24 protein-coding genes and 1 tRNA gene are annotated in these 18567 nt (G+C 50.7%); 14 read left to right on the top strand and 11 right to left on the bottom strand.

The genetic code is table 11. The annotated features are described in order from the left end of the window. Nucleotides 1-3: 3 nt before the first annotated feature. From ACPLPM_RS10190 to ACPLPM_RS10175, 4 genes are all read right to left on the bottom strand, one after another. The gene (locus ACPLPM_RS10190) at nt 4-876 is read right to left on the bottom strand and encodes a hypothetical protein (RefSeq protein ID WP_424356677.1); all 873 of its coding nucleotides are present in this window, start codon (nt 874-876) and stop codon (nt 4-6) included. Nucleotides 877-881: 5 nt separating this feature from the next. After that, on the bottom strand, nt 882-1244 hold the full coding sequence (locus ACPLPM_RS10185) for a hypothetical protein (RefSeq protein WP_424356676.1): 363 nt from the start codon (nt 1242-1244) through the stop codon (nt 882-884). 176 nt (nt 1245-1420) lie between these two features. Further along, entirely contained in the window at nt 1421-2212 is a 792-nt protein-coding gene (locus ACPLPM_RS10180; RefSeq protein ID WP_424356675.1) for a Calx-beta domain-containing protein, read from the bottom strand. 81 nt (nt 2213-2293) lie between these two features. After that, entirely contained in the window at nt 2294-2560 is a 267-nt protein-coding gene (locus tag ACPLPM_RS10175; RefSeq protein WP_424356674.1) for a hypothetical protein, read from the bottom strand. Nucleotides 2561-2703: 143 nt separating this feature from the next. Here ACPLPM_RS10175 and ACPLPM_RS10170 point away from each other — a divergent pair, with 143 nt between their 5' ends. The 8 genes from ACPLPM_RS10170 to ACPLPM_RS10135 all read left to right on the top strand — a co-directional run bounded on the left by ACPLPM_RS10170 (nt 2704) and on the right by ACPLPM_RS10135 (nt 7291). Beyond that, a complete protein-coding gene (locus ACPLPM_RS10170) occupies nt 2704-2973 on the top strand; it encodes a hypothetical protein (protein WP_424356673.1) in 270 nt (89 codons plus the stop codon). Nucleotides 2974-2977: 4 nt separating this feature from the next. Beyond that, entirely contained in the window at nt 2978-3370 is a 393-nt protein-coding gene (locus ACPLPM_RS10165) for a hypothetical protein (protein ID WP_424356672.1), read from the top strand. 13 nt (nt 3371-3383) lie between these two features. Further along, on the top strand, nt 3384-4013 hold the full coding sequence (locus ACPLPM_RS10160) for a hypothetical protein (RefSeq protein WP_424356671.1): 630 nt from the start codon (nt 3384-3386) through the stop codon (nt 4011-4013). Beyond that, nucleotides 3991-5040 carry a hypothetical protein gene (locus ACPLPM_RS10155; protein ID WP_424356670.1) on the top strand — a complete coding sequence of 350 codons (1050 nt, stop codon included), beginning with the start codon at nt 3991-3993 and terminating at the stop codon, nt 5038-5040. The genes ACPLPM_RS10160 and ACPLPM_RS10155 overlap by 23 nt, the downstream gene beginning before the upstream one ends. Before the next feature lie 59 nt (nt 5041-5099). Continuing rightward, complete coding sequence (locus ACPLPM_RS10150; protein ID WP_424356669.1) at nt 5100-5762, top strand: hypothetical protein; 663 nt, start codon at nt 5100-5102, stop codon at nt 5760-5762. Nucleotides 5763-5971: 209 nt separating this feature from the next. Beyond that, the gene (locus ACPLPM_RS10145; RefSeq protein WP_424356668.1) at nt 5972-6361 is read left to right on the top strand and encodes a hypothetical protein; all 390 of its coding nucleotides are present in this window, start codon (nt 5972-5974) and stop codon (nt 6359-6361) included. After that, nucleotides 6361-6678: a hypothetical protein gene (locus tag ACPLPM_RS10140; protein ID WP_424356667.1), complete on the top strand. Its 318-nt coding sequence runs from the start codon at nt 6361-6363 to the stop codon at nt 6676-6678. The genes ACPLPM_RS10145 and ACPLPM_RS10140 overlap by 1 nt, the downstream gene beginning before the upstream one ends. Before the next feature lie 100 nt (nt 6679-6778). After that, nucleotides 6779-7291 carry a hypothetical protein gene (locus ACPLPM_RS10135; RefSeq protein ID WP_424356666.1) on the top strand — a complete coding sequence of 171 codons (513 nt, stop codon included), beginning with the start codon at nt 6779-6781 and terminating at the stop codon, nt 7289-7291. Between the two features lie 427 nt (nt 7292-7718). On the opposite strand, the gene ACPLPM_RS10130 is transcribed toward ACPLPM_RS10135, so the two are convergent. From ACPLPM_RS10130 to ACPLPM_RS10120, 3 genes are all read right to left on the bottom strand, one after another. Then, nucleotides 7719-8627 (bottom strand): tyrosine-type recombinase/integrase, encoded by a 909-nt coding sequence (locus ACPLPM_RS10130; protein ID WP_424356665.1) that lies wholly within the window; start codon nt 8625-8627, stop codon nt 7719-7721. A gap of 80 nt (nt 8628-8707) precedes the next feature. Continuing rightward, a tRNA-Leu gene (locus tag ACPLPM_RS10125) sits at nt 8708-8795 on the bottom strand. 203 nt (nt 8796-8998) lie between these two features. After that, the gene (locus ACPLPM_RS10120; protein ID WP_424356664.1) at nt 8999-9199 is read right to left on the bottom strand and encodes a hypothetical protein; all 201 of its coding nucleotides are present in this window, start codon (nt 9197-9199) and stop codon (nt 8999-9001) included. Between the two features lie 696 nt (nt 9200-9895). Here ACPLPM_RS10120 and ACPLPM_RS10115 point away from each other — a divergent pair. Together ACPLPM_RS10115 and ACPLPM_RS10110 are read left to right on the top strand one after the other, a co-directional pair. Further along, nucleotides 9896-11158: a methanogenesis marker 16 metalloprotein gene (locus tag ACPLPM_RS10115; protein ID WP_424356663.1), complete on the top strand. Its 1263-nt coding sequence runs from the start codon at nt 9896-9898 to the stop codon at nt 11156-11158. A 17-nt stretch (nt 11159-11175) separates the two neighbouring features. Beyond that, nucleotides 11176-11340 (top strand): hypothetical protein, encoded by a 165-nt coding sequence (locus tag ACPLPM_RS10110; protein ID WP_424356662.1) that lies wholly within the window; start codon nt 11176-11178, stop codon nt 11338-11340. Between the two features lie 153 nt (nt 11341-11493). Here the strand turns inward: ACPLPM_RS10110 and ACPLPM_RS10105 are convergent, their stop codons facing one another. The 4 genes from ACPLPM_RS10105 to ACPLPM_RS10090 all read right to left on the bottom strand — a co-directional run bounded on the left by ACPLPM_RS10105 (nt 11494) and on the right by ACPLPM_RS10090 (nt 15431). Next, entirely contained in the window at nt 11494-11721 is a 228-nt protein-coding gene (locus ACPLPM_RS10105; protein WP_424356661.1) for a hypothetical protein, read from the bottom strand. A 350-nt stretch (nt 11722-12071) separates the two neighbouring features. Beyond that, nucleotides 12072-12626 (bottom strand): PadR family transcriptional regulator, encoded by a 555-nt coding sequence (locus ACPLPM_RS10100; RefSeq protein ID WP_424356660.1) that lies wholly within the window; start codon nt 12624-12626, stop codon nt 12072-12074. Between the two features lie 13 nt (nt 12627-12639). Next, the gene (locus tag ACPLPM_RS10095) at nt 12640-13686 is read right to left on the bottom strand and encodes an EFR1 family ferrodoxin (RefSeq protein ID WP_424356659.1); all 1047 of its coding nucleotides are present in this window, start codon (nt 13684-13686) and stop codon (nt 12640-12642) included. A gap of 368 nt (nt 13687-14054) precedes the next feature. Next, nucleotides 14055-15431 carry an MBL fold metallo-hydrolase gene (locus ACPLPM_RS10090; protein ID WP_424356658.1) on the bottom strand — a complete coding sequence of 459 codons (1377 nt, stop codon included), beginning with the start codon at nt 15429-15431 and terminating at the stop codon, nt 14055-14057. 163 nt (nt 15432-15594) lie between these two features. Between ACPLPM_RS10090 and nikR the strand changes: the two genes are divergently transcribed. From nikR to ACPLPM_RS10070, 4 genes are read left to right on the top strand one after another with little or no spacing between them, the layout of a single operon-like run. Further along, nucleotides 15595-16017, top strand: a complete 423-nt coding sequence (gene nikR, locus ACPLPM_RS10085; protein ID WP_424356657.1) for a nickel-responsive transcriptional regulator NikR — start codon at nt 15595-15597, stop codon at nt 16015-16017. Between the two features lie 9 nt (nt 16018-16026). Then, the gene (gene cbiQ / locus ACPLPM_RS10080) at nt 16027-16965 is read left to right on the top strand and encodes a cobalt ECF transporter T component CbiQ (RefSeq protein ID WP_424356656.1); all 939 of its coding nucleotides are present in this window, start codon (nt 16027-16029) and stop codon (nt 16963-16965) included. An 8-nt stretch (nt 16966-16973) separates the two neighbouring features. Further along, nucleotides 16974-17813 (top strand): ATP-binding cassette domain-containing protein, encoded by an 840-nt coding sequence (locus tag ACPLPM_RS10075; protein WP_424356655.1) that lies wholly within the window; start codon nt 16974-16976, stop codon nt 17811-17813. A 5-nt stretch (nt 17814-17818) separates the two neighbouring features. Beyond that, complete coding sequence (locus tag ACPLPM_RS10070) at nt 17819-18409, top strand: HD domain-containing protein (protein WP_424356654.1); 591 nt, start codon at nt 17819-17821, stop codon at nt 18407-18409. Nucleotides 18410-18567 lie beyond the last annotated feature (158 nt).

The following is an 18567-nucleotide window of genomic DNA, read 5'->3' as shown; positions in this document are numbered from 1 at the left end:
TTTTTAACCTCCCTTGAGTAACCATATCACACCGCCAATTGCCACAATGACAATAGCCGCAATAATTGCCAGTTTAATAAGAGCAGTGGGGTCGTTGTCCTTCTTATGGATGTTAATCAGATACCACTCCATCTCCTTGATAGTGTCCTGTTTGAGCTGGCTGTTCAGGGCGAGCCCGGCGTCAGCCCATGAGAACACACGGTCGAACATTACCCGGCCCTCTAGTCCTTTGTGAATCCGGTTAACCTCGTCGATAATCGCATTAACCTCACCCTCGACCGCCTGATTATGTTTCTGGAGCCGTTCAGTATACGTCTCCTCTGTCAGCGATGCCACCTCGGTGATAGATATTAGACCATTGTCATCTATACTGACGAGCCCCTTAACGCGCTCGTGAAGCTGGCCCGGAGGACAGGCGAGAACAGTATGGCGGGTCAGCTCATCCATAGCCTTGAGCCTCGGGCAATTGTTCTCCAGAGCATTAACATAATCGTCGATTTCATTGACCCTTATGGCCTCAGTTGCGCCGACAGGCCAAATCGACTTACTATAAACATCGACGATTTCAATACCAGCCCTGAAACTATTCTTCGACTGGTGAATATGCCTCGGGTCAAGGGTTATTACCGCACCCTTATCATCGTAGATGAACAACTCGCCTGTCGGCTTTTTGTACCCAACGACCCACGCCTCGAAATTATTCTGATAGTGAATCCTGACCATGAGTTTAGTTTTCTTGATGTGCCGTAACATCAGGAAAAATTTCGTCTCCGGCACCTTATTAAAGAAATATGCCGCCGTCCCAACGACACTGAGCGCCGCTGGTACGATTGCGACTCCGGCGAGCAGTAACGGCGAAATAAATATATCTTCCATCGTTTTTAACCACCTTTACTAAAGAAACTCATCCAGCCCTTTTTCTGAGGAGCTGAACTGTTAATGACTGTCTGCGTTACGTTATCCTGAGTCATCTCCAAATCCTGCAGGATACGCTCGCTTGGGCCGTTAGCAACATTGCAACGGGAGAGAATGTAATCACAGTTCTCGTTTACAGCTCGCTTAATATACTGGAAATCAGGGTTCGCCGTGTCCAGTTTATCCATGCTGAGTTCGAGCAGGAAAAACCGGTATTTACGGTTCCATGCCCGGCGCTCAGCCTCCTCCTTGCTGAACATAGCGAGAATCCGCTCAGGTGCCTCCTCCTCCATTATGAACGCACAGAGGCGGTCTTTATCCTCAGGCATAAGGGACGAAGCAAGCACATACCTACGCAGCATAGCAGGGTTCCGAGGCGTCAGCTCAGTCATCTTGTGACGGAGACGCATCTCGCCCGGTTCAGTAGGCCTGTAAGGGTTTGACGGAGCTACGGATACAGTAGCCTCACGCCTCGGCGATACTGGAGTAACGTTTTCGGTCATTTTTACATCAACTTCCTTTTACCGCCGCCCATGACATCATCGACAGCGAAATTTACAATCTGATAGAGCACGAGCAGGAATTCACAGATGACGATGAACACAAACAAATATGCGAGTTCAGGAGCCCGGCAGAGTAGGAAACCCGCCGCAATACTGTATTCGACCTCTCCAGAGGTTAACCAGATATTCACAATCCATGAGAGGGCGATGACCAGACCCGCTATAACAATTCTAAAGTAGAGTTTCAGGACTGGAGTAGCGAACGGGAGTTCAATGAACGATAAGATAAGGAACACGAATACCGCGATGATGCAAATATAAAGCAGAGTATCCGGGACGCCGCTCATATTATCCTCTTTCGGAGGAGGGGTGAACGGCATTTTCTGGTCTTCAATAATGTTTACAGTCGAATTGTTGATGAGGAGCAGGGATTCGCCGACCGGCTGACTAATCTCAAAATAGAAACTCCTGTTACCCGTATAGGTCGAATTATTCAGAATGTAAAGCTTGATGGTCTTATTTTCATCGCCGGAGAGAAATGTCACTGAGCCGATAGAGGGGAGATAATCGTCACCTTGTAAAGCTGAGCCATTCAGTGTATGGAATGAGCATCCGACGAGGTTTGTGAGGTCGCCTGACCGCTGAATTGTGACATTCAGTGTCGAATTTTCGGCAACACAATACGTCGAATTTTCGATACTAAGGTAAGAGGTGGCCGCCATCGCTCCCGGTATAACGAGTAATAGTGCGGCTGTTAGAATAATGAGAAAGAGCAGGAAGCGACCGTTTTTCATTTTTGCCACCTTTTATAAAAAGTAAAGCATTGCACCCGCCGGAATACCCGGCGGGGAAGCTATCCGTTTTTAAGGGCGATGTTACTCGCCCCTGCCCCCTGCGTTGCCGCCGGTGAAGGTTCTCCACGCGTACATGAGCAGTACGACAGTGATGAGCAGTACGACGATACCGATTGCCGCAGCGAAGTCTGTCGGAATCTGGTTAAAGACCGGAGCAAACGGATTATCTGCGCTGAGGTTCAGCTTCGAGTACAGCATGGCAATGAAGAAGACACCGAAGGCCAGTGCGACGAACACCGCGACCACGGAGGTTGCGATGCCGGACAGGTCACCCTTCTGGTTCTTCATCAGTTTGCGAACCGCGAGATACTGAGCTAAAGACATTAAGATGTCACTTCCTGAGTAAAAATTACTATGAACCCTAAATAAACCGTATAGCAGCGGACTCGTCCATATACGATTTATTTAGGGTTCGTGGCACAAAACTAGTTATGGGATTTTTTACTCAGGATAATCGAGGCGGCGTTCCCCTGTTTGGCATTGCCATGCTGATAATAATAGTGGCAATCCTCGGAGTGTTTTTTGGCCTCATTTTACAAAAATCTACTGAGGACGCGCCATATAACCCGGATAGTCACTCCGGGCAGGTTCGTTCATTCGGTGATGAATTATATGGACTCGTCCTTCAGTTCTGGCCCGCTCTAGTCCTCCTGCTCGTATTCCTGTTTGCAGCCGCCGTATGGCTAATGCTAAGGAGTTGATAGTATGGAACTCGACGAACAGGCAGTATCAGGACGGCAGGTAGACCTCAGAGACGAGATAGAGGCAGTATTCAAAAAAGCCACATTCGAAAAGGCACAATTGCTCCGGGATATGGCTCTCGGAGCTGAGTATGAAACCCTAGGGTTCTCTTTCATATCTGATTTTTACACGAGCTTTGTCGTGCTGTTCGAAATGACTGCACCGAAGTTCGAAATCGACCGCCGTGAAGACAAAAAGCTCGATGAACTGCTCAAGGGCATTGTTCAGTATCTCTATGATGTCAGTACAGTTGTCTCACCGAAGGATATCGGCAGAAATGAGATTCGTCGAGGATTCGGGCTGTATGACGAGTACAAGGGCTACATCATGAGTAAGAATCTCGTAAAAATCGCTTAATGCAGGTGAAAACATGGAAACGAAAAACGAGCCCCCCGAGAATCAGCTCGCCGTACTCATGGCCGGGGGAGCCGAGAAAAACTGGAAACCCCAGTATATATTCTCGCTATTACTCCGCTGCGACAAGTCTGGCGATAGAATCGCTGATGCAAATGATATCGGAAAGATAACCGCCGAGCGCGACCTGTGTATCAATTTTATCCCAGAAGCTCGGGTTAAAGCCGAACTCCGTCAAGAGGCCGATGACCTTATAGTCGAATTGAACGAGCAGGTCAGGGCCGAGAACATGGGGAAAATCACAGATACACAAAAGATTAACAATCACCGTATAGCCGCTGTACGCTGTATCGGCAAAGTGAAAGAATATTTCGACTCATGCTGGGGGTGGGCTCGTAAGCGCGGCGTCATGATAGCCGGGCCATTCGGCGATGACCGAAGACGGTTCATACCACTCTCCAAACTACCGGAGGATGGAAAATACATCAATAAAGCCACCGGTAAAGAGGTCGACTTCGACCTGAACTCAATCCTGTACAACAATAAGGGCCGTGCAATCGACGAGGCTCGGAGTGCAGGAGACGAGGAGCAGGATATTGTAGAAGGGGAGGTGCCCGCAATTGATGGCGGAGTCTCTACCGAGTGAATACATCCAGCACGACCCGAAGTACGATGATTTTGGGTTTGATGCATCGAGGAGTTACACCCCCCTAACCATAGAGGAATACCGGCAGTACGACGAGTGGGTCGAAGACCACGAGCTGTTCGACCTGTCCCTGATGGTAGCGGACACGATGACGGCGTTCGATAACCAGAAAGTTGTCATCCTCGTTCAGGGGCCGGTCGGCTCCGGCAAATCGTATTTCGCCTTGAACCTCGGCTGGAACGTGGCGATGAGGCTCGCCCTGCATTTCTATGGTGACCCTCGGTACTGGCGGAAATACTTCAACCCGTCGACGATTGCTATCATGGGCCGAGAGGAAATTGACAACCTCATCAAGAACTCGCAAAAACACTCGGTAAACCTCCTCGATGACGTTTTCGCTTCCATGGATAGGTCGGAATGGGCGACTGAAATGCACAGGGCTATTAACTCGATTATGGTCGCCGATAGGACTCAGAACACTGCGACTATAATCACAATCCCCCGCGCTGGAATGCTGGACGTTATCGTCAGAGGACTCGCCCAGTACAGGACGGACATGAAGCGTAATGTTTACTGCAAGAGGCTCGGGTTCGGTGAATTCACTTTCGTAATACTCTTCTTTAATCCGTTCGACCAGAAAAAGGGTGCAACGGTTGCTTATCAGAAGTACATTCGCACTGGTCGTGTGGACTGGGAGACAGGGTTCGTAGCACTCCCCCCTAAAGAAATCAGGGAGATGTACGACGAATGCAGACAAATGTCGCTTGAGAAGTTAATGGAGGAAAAACGAAACATGGGAAAGAAAAACGATGATGGCAGAGAGCCGACTGCCGGCGACCAGTTATTCGACTGGCTTTACTCGAATCCGGAGATGCTCGCCAAACAGGATAATGGGAAGTACATGAGCAGTAAGACGATAACACGAGAGTTCTGCCGTAGCACTAAGCGTCAGGTATCGGAGAGTTACGCTCGGGATATTATCAGTTCTGTGAGAGCTGAAATGAAAGAGTCGGGGATGCTGGTCTGAGTGCTGATGATGACGATAGGGACACCCCCCTATTAATTATTCATATAGGCGGTTCAAAAATGATTCTCGACTTTATATACCGATTATTCCCTGAGGCTCATGATGAGAATAACAAAAACGACATTAATACAATCCCTAAAGTTGTCAGTGGGTTCCTCATCGTAAATGTAGCCATAGCTGTACTCGTCGCCGGGCTCATAGTATACCAGAATTCGAACTATGATGGCGTAAAATACGATATGGCTGTTACACTGACCGATGGCCACGGCGAGAAACATATGATGGTCGCAGCGCCATTATACCAGATTTACCCGCAACTCAACGAGTGGCAGCGTGGTAACGTAACCACTGATAGCTTATTCTCTATTGATACTGGAACGGGAACCATATTGCCGGACAGGTCTCAGCTCGGCGATTGTAACTACTTGCTCGGCGAGCGGGTGAACGCAACCATCGTAGTCAGGAATGTTGATAGCCGGGAGCTGAACACCGCTCGGGTGACGTTCGACGCCTACCGTGTTGAGAATAACCAGAGCCTCGCCCACTATGAAAAAATTTTTACCGACCTCCAACTCGCCCAGTACGAGGACTACACTTACAATCTGAATTTCACCATCCCTCAGCAATCCTATCTAAGAGGTAAATACCACGTTGTTGTCAATGCGTGCGATGAGCGCGGTATGCCCATCTGTACAGCAGATGAATACGTATCGATATTATGAGGCTTGCTTATGCCGAAAACGATTACTATTGAATTAACCGATGAGAGCACAACCGTTCTCGAAGGACTATCCAGCAGAGCCGGGGTGACCCCAGAAAAAACGCTCAGTGTACTGGTAAACCAGACACTCGCTCAAATGGGAAACAGGCGGCTCATGAACACTATGGAACAACAGATTAAGAAATATATGAAGTAAGGGAGGAAAAACGAATGATAACTAAACAGGAAATCAAGGAATTGCAGCGTATTGAGAGCAACAAGACGCTGTACAGCATGGGCAAGATGCTCATCCTCGGGGGATTGGCCATAGGTGGTATGGCCGTTGTATCTGGAGTGACGGTGATATCGGCATTGATTAATGGACCGATAGACGTGTTCGCTAATGCCCTCGGACTCGGGTTAATCGGTTTCGGATTCGTCAGTATTGGTATAATGGTCTGTAATGCCATCGCCGCACGGATACCGGGTCATCACAGGGAGATGAAACTCAGGCTAGCCCGTGACCGGCTGGAATACCTCGAAGATGAAGCAGAGGAGCGGAAACAAGAATTACACGAGTATCTTGCCGGAGTAGAGCGGGCAATGGGAGAGGGTCAGTGATGACTCTCCCTGTGCTACCGTTCGCCCCGACTCCGAATGATGAGGGGAACGTCGAGGAGGTCGCTGAGCAGCTCAATATAGACCCAGCCCTCGTCGAGAAATATAACCGGATGACCTTCTGGTATAATGTCATCAAAAGCGCCGGGAAGACCGCTATTGCCGTTGTAATCGGTGGGTTAGTGGTTTTGTATGAAGTCACCGGGATAAACAGCCTGAGTACCATCCTCGTCGCAGGAATAGCCATTGGCGTTCTCGACGTTGCCATTGGGTATGTGCTCAATAGAATACTCGATGAGATTATTTATCGTGTAAACTAAGTTAAGCATAATGATATGCATATGTTTAATAATAATCTTTATTTACAATGACAGATATGACCTCTTATTCTATAACCGTATAATTTAACGGAGAATAGATATGAGAAAATATCTACCCTTTGCAATGATATGCATAGTGTTAATTGTTTTACCGATAGCAGGATGTACAACCGGGAACACACAAACAGACAATGTAAAAACTACGCCTACAATAGAACCAACGATAATACCTACTGCAACACCAGTGATTACTGCAACCCCTACACCACAACCAGTCACAGTTCCGTCAAATGTTACTGTAAAGGGGAAACTCTACTTTGAAGGATATGCAGACCTATGCGAGAATAGTGGTCATTACCATCCACAAAAGATAGATGGGTATTATGGTACCGTAAAAATTCGGTATAGCCAAAAAATAAATGATTGCATTAAAGGATATGTCACGGATACAAATGGAAGTTATATCGTTGAAAATGTAAACACAAGCCGGCGAATAGATTCGATGTTCGTAACCTATTACTTTAACATTGCAAACCAGTACTTATATGGAATCAATATTCCAGAGAACTTCTATTTCAACGAGTCTAACTGCAATTTTGATGTGAATCAATAAAGATTTTTACTTTTATTTATCCATTGATTAAAAAGTAATAGTGTTTTAGAGAGTACCGTAATCAATACTGTACTCAACTCTATTTTTTACTGTATTCTCTACTGTATTTTATCCAGAAAACACCTAATTTGTTTCACTACCTACGTTTCCACTGGAACTTGGTGCGACCACCCCGCACCACTTTTTAGCCCTTACGTTAGGCGATTGCTCAAGTGGTGCGGGATAACCCCTGTTTTTCCCATTATACTCATTGAAAATGGTACATGTACGATTTTCCAATAAGAAGATTTCTAGATTACCCCGCACCACTAGAACTTTAGAAGTAAAATAGACTAACGTCAATGCTATCAAAGTGGTGCGGGGGTAGGCCGCACCACCCCGCACCACCCGCACCACTTCGAGTATAACATGCAATGTTACTCGTGGCTCAGAGGACAAACCTGTCATCAATCAACTCCTGAACCTCCTGCATGTTAGCGTGAACATATCGCATCGTGGTATTAATCGAGCTGTGTCCAAGGTGCTTCATTGTTACGTTTATTGGCACTCCGGATTTAACGAGAGCACTCCCGCAACTATGTCTCATCAAATGGCAGTAAACTGGCTTATCTAGACCAGCCCGGAGCCCGGCGTTGTGCAGAATCTTGTACAAACCGCTCCTCGTCATTCTCTCGCCGTACTGGTTCAGGAATAGGGCATTACACTCGACATCAGGGCGAATTGCCAGCCACTCCTCCACGCTTTTCATGCATTCCTTGGTGAGGACGACTGGTCGCTCCTTACGGTTCTTAGTCTGGCCACGAATCATCAGGATACGGGTCTTAATGTTGAGGTCGTCAATATTAATCCGGGTACACTCGGATGCACGGACACCTGAAAAAAAGAGTAAAGTAATGATGCTGACGTCCCTCTGGTTGTCCGCTGCCTCGATGACAGCTTTGACCTCAGGCAACGACAGGTAATCAACCTCTTTCTTGATGAGTTTAGGTTTCTTGAGTTTCAGCGTTACTCCCTGACTCGCCGCAATCTGTTCGAGAGTGTGGAGCATATGCCGCGTTGTCTGTGGTGCCGCTCCGGCCGCTTCATAGTCCATCCAGATAGTTTGCCCCTGTTCCACCGTAAACTGAAGGGGTTTGTATTTGGTTAGCAGGACTCTGGCACGTATAAGGCTGTTATTAATCGAATTATCAGATTGACCCCGGTCGTACTTGAGGTGCTTGTACAGTTTATCGAGAAAAACGTTGATGTTTGGGGTACCATTGAACTTCCCAATGTTGATTTTGTTGCGCATTGTTGCAGTCTCCTCGGCACAGGACTGCATGATTTTGTCCACCATAGCGCAGCCATATTTAAGCCCGGTTAGCATTGGGAACAGGACTCAAATTAGGGTGAAAATTTTGATAAATCGGAGTACGTTGGTGCGGGGGACGAGATTTGAACTCGCGAATCCCTTCGGAACAGGACCCTCAATCCTGCGCCTTTGACCTGTCTGGGCTACCCCCGCATCTCGAAAAGATGGTTACTATTCAGGCGCTGACCTTCACGATCATATTACAGTAACGTGAAAGCCTTGAGTGCGAATCATTAAAGGCATTTTTGCAATATAAAACTTTCCCTCAGGCCATGCGACTGGAATGCCGGATGCTTCCAAAAAGCTACCGCAATCACTATTATCATTTCAGGAATTATCGAACTGCCGGGCACCGATTACACGAAGTATAATATTTCATATAACATTTTGGATAGTTCCTGTTCAGGGTCGTTCGCCATTTGAACGCCTGCAGTTGAAAGCGTTCTCGAATGCGATTCATATATGAACGCTGAGCTGTACCAGAAATACAGATTTCCAGTATCCCTGTGCTTATTTGGCTTATGATTGTTGAGCTGACCGGTGCTCAGCCATTCCATGGTCTCTAGTGGGTAGCACGAAAACACAAAAATCTTTTTTAGAGGGACACGAAATGCACGAATACCCCAACATTCACGGCTAAAACCCGAATTGCACTAAGACACTGGTAAAAACTCGAAGGGCACTAATACACGGTCTTAAAACACGAACAAGTTCCGCGAAAACCCTAAGTCACCAAGTTAAAACAAACAACCACATCGCCTTACTCTGCCACGACTACTGCACCCATACGCTGCACTATACCCAGGATGCCGGTCAAAGATAGCAACCGCTTGTTCGACTGTGTTTTAGTTTGGTGTCTTTGAGCATTCGAGGAACTTGTTCGTGTTTTAAGGCCGTGCCCTTCGTGGCTTTTGTCGATTAATAGTGGTTTCGTGCAGTTCGTGTTTTAGCCGTGCACCTTAGAGTCTTAGTGTTTTAGTGTCCCTCTAAAAAAAGAGTTTTGTGTCTTTGTGCTACCCACGAGAGCCCAAGCATGGCCGTAACACCAGACCACTGGGTACACCTCGGGCACGGGAATACTGGTAATCTGTGATCCTGCCATAGCGCAGCGTTCGTTTACCTTAACGCAGTTGTCTAATCCGATCGGTATCCCAGGAGCAGGTTTCCCGGAGGATCACACTTCAGGCATTCCGATTAGATACTCGTACAAAGTGATTTAAGGATACCTACCCAAGATGTAATCACGGTATATTATGGTGACAACGAAGACCATCCGGGAGATCAACGAGCGCATTGAAAAGGGCACGGTAACGGTCATGACCGCGACGGAGATCCTGCGCCTGGCGGAGAAGGGAGATTCTATCCCGGACGTAGATGTAGTCACCTGCGGCACCAAGGGCATCATGAGCGGCACCATGGCGAACCTCTCGTTCAAGGTCGCCGAAAAGAACGCATTCATCCGGGCCAAGGGTCTGTGGCTCAACGGGGTGCCTGCATACCCCGGGCCCTGCCCGAACGAGCGCCTCGGCATCGTCGACGCCATCGTGTACGGCACCGCCCACAGCACCTACGATCACCGCTATGGCGGCGGCCACCTTTTCAGGGACCTGGTAGAAGGCAAGGAGATCGACGTAGAGGTCCTCACCGACTCGGGCGAACGGATATTGACCACTACGACGCTGGACGAGATTTACCACGCCCAGATGATCGCCACCCGGCACGCGTTCAAGAACTATCTCGCATACGTTAACCCGGTCGCCGAAACCCTGGAAAAGTCCATCTTCTCAGTCGGCGCCTTCTACGGCCCATACAAGGAGCTAAAGTTCTGCGGCTGCGGCGAGCTGAACCCCATCGAGAAAGACCCGGACCTCGAAGTGCTGGGAGCCGGTACCAGGGCCCTCATCAACGGCGCTCCCGGCATGATTACCGGCCCCGGCACCAGAAGCACCAGCCAGAAGCCCAACTTTTCCGCCGTCGCCGACCTGAAGCAGATGAAGAGCGAATACCTGGGCGGCTTCGTGACATCCGAAGGCCCCGAAGTCATCGCATCGTGGGCGGTGCCCGTGCCGGTGCTGAACGACCGGGTACTGAAGAACATCCTGAAAACTGATCACGAGATCCCCCTGCCAGTCGTCGACGTCCGGGGCCGTATCGAGCTGGGCAGGATCACCTATGCAGACGTCTGGAAAAATTGCGACTTCGCCATCAGGTTCAATCCAGACTTATGCGGCACTTGCGAGCCGTGCAAGGGAGAGCTGATCTGCCCAACTGCTGCTTTAAGCAAAGAGTCGAAGCACATAGACCGATCGAGATGCTTCAACTGCGGCACCTGCGTAGGCCTCTGCCCGGCGGTTTCAGCCAACATGGGCAGCGTTGAGTTCAACGGCATGACCATACCCATCACCGAAAGGCACTCGGACAGGCTCGGGGCCATGAAGATCTCCAACGACCTCAAAAAGCAGATCGCCTCCGGGGAGTTCAAGCTGTCGGAAATCGTGCAAAGAATAACATTTTGACGTACACCTCGGAAAACTTGGAGGTCGGGGAGTTCCCGGGAGGTCGGGGAGGATTTTCAAGCTGGGAGGTCAGGGAGGGTCAGAGGTTAGAGAGGAGGTCTGAGAGAATAGAAAGGTTTGAGAGGATTATTTTAAAAGTTTATCATAGAGTTTTTCTGCTACTTGAAGATCCGTTTTTTTAGTTACAGATGTAATTCAAGAACCACAGTGGATTGACATATTCACCCCTGCACACTGTGATGCTTGAATTTAAAAATCTTTGTTAGGCCTGAGACGATCCTCTATTCTAACGTCTGGGAACACCCAGGCCGAAGGCCCTCAAAAGGCCGAAGGCCCTAGAACCGGAGGCCGTAGTACTGGTTATGCATGTAGCAGTATGTATCGTAGATCGTGCTCTGCGCGTCGGCGCCGGGTACGACGAAGCCCTGGAGACTGGCGCTGAGGCTCTGCCGGGCAGTCTCGATCTGCTCTGCGGTGAAGAAGCCGTTCATGGCCAGCGTGATGCTCAACATGACAAGAATTGTGGCAACAACATAAAACATGCTGGTTTTTCCGTTATCCATTGATCGAATACCCCATTAAATTTGCGTTTAAAATGGATTTTGCGGGATACTATAAAACTTTTCTCGAAAACGGGATAAAATTTGTCATTTTTGGGCGAAAAACGGACGATGCCCCGGCCGGGGGCCGGGTGCAATGTTCGTTACAGGCACTGCCTGGTGCCTGTGTGATATGCTGGTCGCAGACGGCGTATACCCCGTACCGCCTACAAAGCCAAATATATGTGTAATATACTTAAATATTCGCTATTTAAAGAGCATTTGCAAATTAGAAATTAGAGGTTAGGATTATCGCAATTTTAAAATGTTTGGGGGCTCCAAATAAATAAAAAGTGAATATATGCCTGGAATATTCAGTGCTTCTCCCCGTTACCGGACTTTTTCAGCATATCGACGGACTCGGTACACCAGCTGATCTCTTCTCTGAAATATGCCATGCCCAGCCGGTTGATCATCCCGAAATATGAAGTGCTCGGCCCGAACGACGGCCCTTTCTCGAGCGCGTCTGCCCACTCTTCCATTGCTCTGATCTCCTCTTCCCGCTTCTGCCGGTAAGCCTCCAGCTTCCTGATAAGCTCGTCCGGGGCCAGTTCGTTGCCGAAGCACATCTTCAGCAGCAGCTCGTATTCTTTGGTTTCGGGCGCCCGCAGCCAGGCCCGGAGCTCATCGAGGCCTTTGTCGGTGATCTGGTATACTTTCCTCGACCTGCCGCCTGCCGAGTGCTCCTCGACCATCGTGGCAAGTTTGTTCTTCTCCAGCAAGGCCAGCGTGGGATATATCTGCCCGTAGCTGATGTCCCATATATAGCTGAGCGCTTCCTTGACCCAGCTTTTCATCTCGTAGCCGGTCATGGGCCCGCAGCTGAGCATGCCGAGGACGATGTATTTTGCGTAGTTAGTTTTGGCCATTTTCAGCCCCTCTTTAATGTTTCCCCCGGGCCAGCAGTTTCCTGAAGCTATGATCGATGTACTGCCGGTACCACCAGTTGAAGTTGATCGCCATGACGCTGCGCACTAAAGGTATCCGCTCAAGCAGAAAGACGGCTTTATCAGCCGTGTACAGGAGTGCGATAAAGGCCAGCAGCGCAGCGGCCCAGCTTAGAATCGTGCCGCCAGTGCCGGATGGAAAAACGATGCCTGCCTGGCTGAAAGCTGCTATGAACCACTCCGGAGGAACCAGGAGTATTCCCAGCAGTAGTACCACCCGGGGGATGGACGTGTTGATGGCTCGCCGGGGGCATATGTTGATGCACCTCATGCACCCCTGGCACCGCCAGTCCCAGCCGGGGCGCCCGGCGGTGAGCTTGATTACCCCTGCAGGGCAGGTTTTGACGCAAGTTCCGCACCCGTTGCACTTCCCATCTGCCACATATAGCTTGGCGAAGAAGTGCCTGCCTACCAGGCCGTATCCCAGCCCGAATGGTACGTATAAGAAAGCCAGTAGCAGGTTGTGCCTGACGCTCCGCTCGCCCCGGACGAGCTTTTCTGCCAGCCCGGCTACCCGGCGGTCCCCAAGTTCCTGAATACGAGCTTGCCCGGCTTCACCTGGAATGGGGAGGACAATCCTGATGTTAGCGGTGTATGGAGCGGCGTCTGCCAGTACAATATCATAGCCTTTCAGCCGCAGGATCAGGCCCGCGTGATCGAAGGACCAGCCAGGATCGCCCTGAGCTGCCGGCACCCGGGTAGTCGGGTGAAGCGAGCCGTTGATGGCGATTACAGCGGCCTTCGCGTTATTGCCCTGTGGCAGCTTCCACATGTACCGGGCCATGATGTCAGGTATATCACAAGCGTACACAGGGAAGGTAAACAGGTGCAGGTCAAAGCTTCCCGCAGGCGGTTTTGTGCCCCTGCTGACTTGCTGCCATTCGACAGAATAGCCGGCGTCCTTCAGCCGGCGCTCTACCACTGTGGCCGCATGATACGAGTTCCCGGTGCCGGTAAAATAGTGTATCAGTGCTGATGGCATACCCTTGCTCCTGATATATCTAATTGATATATCATATTGATGTATCTTTTTGATATATAGTTTACGTTAGGTGCAGGAGGTTCGACGCCTGGCCGCCTTGATCTTAAATCGCAAAGGCGCAAGGGCGCAAAGTAATAACAGGAAAATCTTTGCGTTTTTGCGTCTTTGCGCCTTTGCGATTTTAAACCGAGGCCTCCCGGGGTCGAGCCAATCCAGTTTTTCCTACCACTTCTTGAAAAACCAGTTTTCATGACCGAATCTATCTGTGGAATCTATGACGCCAGATGCAAGGGTCTGCTTCCATCGATCAAAGCGCAGCGTTCGTGTTAGTTTTCAGTAGCCAATATAGTATAGAAATGGGGGTGATATTAGCTCGCTCGTTCCACGCGGTATCCTTTGCTTTTCCAGGCAGTCATGCCGCCGAGCACGTTGTATACTTCGGTGAAGCCGGCCTTCTGGAGAATGCTGACACCTGCCCCTGCCCGGAGGCCCGTACTGCACATGACGGCAACAGGAGTATCTAATGAAACCTGGGGCAGATCGTCTTTGAGCCTGCCCAGGAAGCGCAAATCAGCCCCGGGCACGATGCCCGTATCCCATTCGGAAGGCTCGCGGACATCAATGAGGTGAATTGTGCCGCCGCCGAGATACTCATTGAGCTCGTCCACAGTTAGAACTCCGCTGTACTCGACAGGTCCGCCCAGATTCTGCCATGCGGTAAATCCTCCGCAGAGGAAACCTGCTACCCCCTCAAACCCGATCCGGCGGAGATACCGGTCGATCGTTTGCACGTCTTCCGCCCGCTCCGGCACGACGTAGATTTTACTACCACTGTCGATCAGCCATCCGGAGTGGAGTGCCATCCCCTCCAGCCATATATTGTAGGAGCCGGGAATGTGTCCGCCTGCAAAAGCCTGGGGTAGCCTGGTATCTACCAGGACAGCGCCTTTCCTGCTCAGCGAGCGCTTCAGGCTGGCAGGGTCGAGCTGTTCCGGCAGCCTCCGGCGCGGGACGGGCGAGGGCCCGTGGACGTTCCAGTGCTCCATCCGGCGGAAGTATGGAGCGTATTCCAGCTTCTCGGCCGCTTTTTCCCGGATGAAAGTTTCCAGGTCGAGGCTCAGCCAGCGGCTGGTCAGCCGCTCGAATCCGATGGTGGTCTCATCCCGGTCGCTGATGCCGCTGCCGCAGACAGATCCCGAGCCATGGGCAGGGTAGAGGATGGCCTGGTCACCCAGTGGTAGCAGCCTATCGTGAATTGACCGGTAGAGCTCGGCGGCACAGCCTGCTTTACCAGTCTCGCCGCAGAAGTCTATCCTGCCGCAGCTGCCGGCAAAGAGAACGTCGCCGCAAAACGCGGCCAGAGCGATGTCGGGCTTACCTGCTTCGTAGAGAACGTAGGTCATGCTATCGGGGGTGTGGCCAGGGGTCTCTATTGCACGGATGAGAGCGTTGCCAAACCACAGCTCTGCACCGTCTGCCAGGGGTGAGTCGTTATACTTGACAGCAGTCCGGCCGCTCCGGCATATCCGGGCGCCGGTCAGAGATCGAAGCTCCACCGAGCCGAGGGCGAAGTCTTCGTGCCGGTGAGTTTCCAGGATGTGCCCGATCCGGACACATTTGCGATCGGCCAGTTCCACATACTTATCCGTATCGCGCAGCGGATCGATGACGACGGCTTCGCTGCCTGATCCGATGAGGTACGAGTTGACCGCCAGGCCTTCTGCCTTAATACGGGTGATAAACATGCTGACCAGAAGAATATTTGCACGTTCACGATAAATATTATTTGGCATCACAGGCCATATCATTAGTGTATAATCTCTGGCCATCAAAACCTTTTTAACATCAAAAGTAATATTATTGTTCTAAAAAATGTTACTATTTGCGCCGTGGAGAGGATGAATTAAGATGGATCAGGAACTAATGCGTATCGGGGTATCTCTACCCGACAATCTACTGGGCCGCTTTGACAACATCATCGAGAAGCGGGGCTATTCGTCCAGATCAGAGGGCATCCGTGACGCCATCCGGAACTACATCATGCACTACGAGTGGATGAACGAAGTGGAAGGCGAGCGGATCGGCGTCATCACGCTGATCTATGACCACGACCAGCGCGGCCTGGTGAACAACCTGACCGACATCCAGCACGAGTACATGGACATGATCAAATCCTCCGTCCACGTCCACCTCGACCACGATAACTGCCTGGAGCTGATCATGCTGCAGGGTGATGGAAAGCAGGTCAAGGAAGTGGCCGAGAAGATGATGGCCCTCAAAGGCGTCAAGCACGTCAAGCTGACGACGATTTCTCCTAACACCGAGCTGTAAGGCATTAGCATGATCCCCGACTGGATGAAGGAGACCGACCCATGCCCACCCGGGCGCTTCGACGTGAAGCGGGGCAGGAAGAGTTTTATCGGCAAGACGCTGGGCGATATGTTCTCTTTCTTCGGGGAAACGCTGACCTCGGAAAACTACTCCCGGAGAAACGGCCTGCTCCAGGGCCTCGATCCCAGGGTGAAGCTGGCGTCGATCCTGGCGCTGGTGGTGGCGGTGACGATGATCAAGGATATTTACCTCTTGATCTTCGTATACGCGCTGACCCTGCTGTTCGCCGCGCTGAGCAAGATCAGCATCGGCTTCTTTATCAAGAGAGTCTGGCTGTTCATCCCAATCTTCACCGGTATTATCGTCCTCCCGGTAATCTTCAACGTAGTCACCCCCGGAGACATGCTGATCCCGCTTCTGACGTTAGGTCCAAATGCAAGCATTAGCGGAATTATGCTGCCTGAGACGATCGGCATCACCACTCAAGGGCTGCTGACCGCAGTAACCTTTACGGTAAGGGTAGCAACCTGTGTATCGGCAATCGTCCTGCTGTTCCTGAGCACACCACAGGAATCATTGTTTAAGGCGTTCAGGGCGCTTGGAGTACCCAAGGTATACGTGCTCACCCTGGACATGTGCTACCGGTACATTTTCATGTTCATCGACATCATCCGGGACATGTTCATCGCGAAGAAAAGCAGGACAATTCGTAGCGAGGGCACACTCGCAGAGCAGAAATGGGTCACCGGGCGTATCGGCTACACGCTGATCAAGACGCTGGACATGAGCGATAAGGTGCACAAAGCCATGGTATCGAGGGGTTTTACCGGCGACATCAAGATCATGCAAGAGTACAGGATGAGGAAACGTGACTATATAGCACTGGTATCTACCCTGGGCTTCAGCCTGTTTCTGATTGTGCTATCATACAGTTTGATAAAGGTATAGGAATCGACATGGACGCGATCTTCGACTTACGCAATGTCTCGTTCGCTTATGCGGACAAGTACCACGCCTTAAAAGATATAAATTTGAAAATCAACGCGGGTGAACAGGTAGCGATCATGGGAGCGAACGGGTGCGGCAAGTCTACTCTGCTGTCGATTCTCAACTGCCTCATGTTCCCGACCTCGGGAGAGTTTTACACGTTCGGCAACCCTGTGACCGAGGAAGTTTTCGACAGCCTCGAGGGTAACGAGTTCAGCACCTACTTTCGAAAGAAAGTAGGCTTCGTCTTCCAGAACTCCGACGTCCAGATGTTCTGCTCCACGGTGTTCGACGAGATCGCCTTCGGCCCCCTACAACTGGACTTGAAGCCCGGGGAAGTCCGGAAGAGAGTCGATGAAGTAATGGCAATGATCGGCATAGAGAAGCTCCGGGACAGGGCACCGCATACGCTCAGCGGCGGAGAGAAAAAGAAAGTCTGCATCGCCTCAGTGCTTGCTACCAACCCCGACGTGCTGCTGCTGGACGAGCCCACGGCGGGCCTGGACCCCAGGACCCAGCTGTGGCTGATAGAGCTGCTCCACGAGCTCGGGCACGCGGGCAAGACCATCGTAACAGCCACCCACGATCTTGATGCCATAGAGCACATCAGCAACAGGGCCATCGTGATGAGCGAAGACCACACGATCAGGGCAGATACCCACAGCGCCTCTGTAGTCAACAACATGGAGCTGCTGTTGTCGACCAACCTCATCCACCGGCACATGCACCGGCACGGCAGCATTACTCACCAGCACATTCACACCCACGAGCACGATCACGCCCACGAGCACAACCATAACCAGGGGTGATCGCCATGACCAGCGACCGGCTCCGGAAACAGATCGAGTTCATCGTCGAGATCGACAGGCTCAAACACGTGATCAGGCAAACCTACCTGATGGACAGCTCGAGGCAGGAAAACAGCGCAGAGCACTCGTGGCATTTTGCGGTTATGGCCATGCTGCTGGCGGAATATACCGACGAGCCGGTCGACGTGTTCAAGGCGGTAAAGATGGCGCTGATCCACGACGTGGTGGAAGTGGACGTCGGGGACATTTTCATCTACGACCAGGACCGGATGGCGGAAAAGGAAGCCATGGAAAAAGTGGCGGCGAAGCGGCTATTTGGCTTATTACCCTCCGACCAGGCCGAAGAATACCGGGCGCTCTGGGAAGAGTTCGAGGCGAGGGAGACCCCGGAAGCCAGATATGCTGCGGCCATCGACAGACTACAGCCGGTACTGCATAATTATTATACCCACGGCAAAGCCTGGAATGTTCATGGCGTCAGGGCTGAAAACGTGCTAAAAGTCAACAGCCGGATCGGCAATAGCTCCATAGAGCTCTGGAGCTTCGCTCAGGAGATTATTGATGAATCGATCCGGAAAGGCTATCTGGAGAGATAGATCGGGGTACGGCGGCCCATTGTAATAAATTTTGAGATATCTTGTAAGATACAGTAATACTTTTTCATATGATAGTATTACAAAAATGTTACTTTTACTTTTCAATTGTAATACTCCAATAATGACTTGTACATACGATCATTCTGGCTACATACAAG

The sequence above is a fragment of the Methanocella sp. MCL-LM genome, assembly GCF_049676595.1.
In the GTDB taxonomy this organism is placed as follows: domain Archaea; phylum Halobacteriota; class Methanocellia; order Methanocellales; family Methanocellaceae; genus Methanocella_A.
This window is presented reverse-complemented; position numbering and strand designations above follow the sequence as displayed.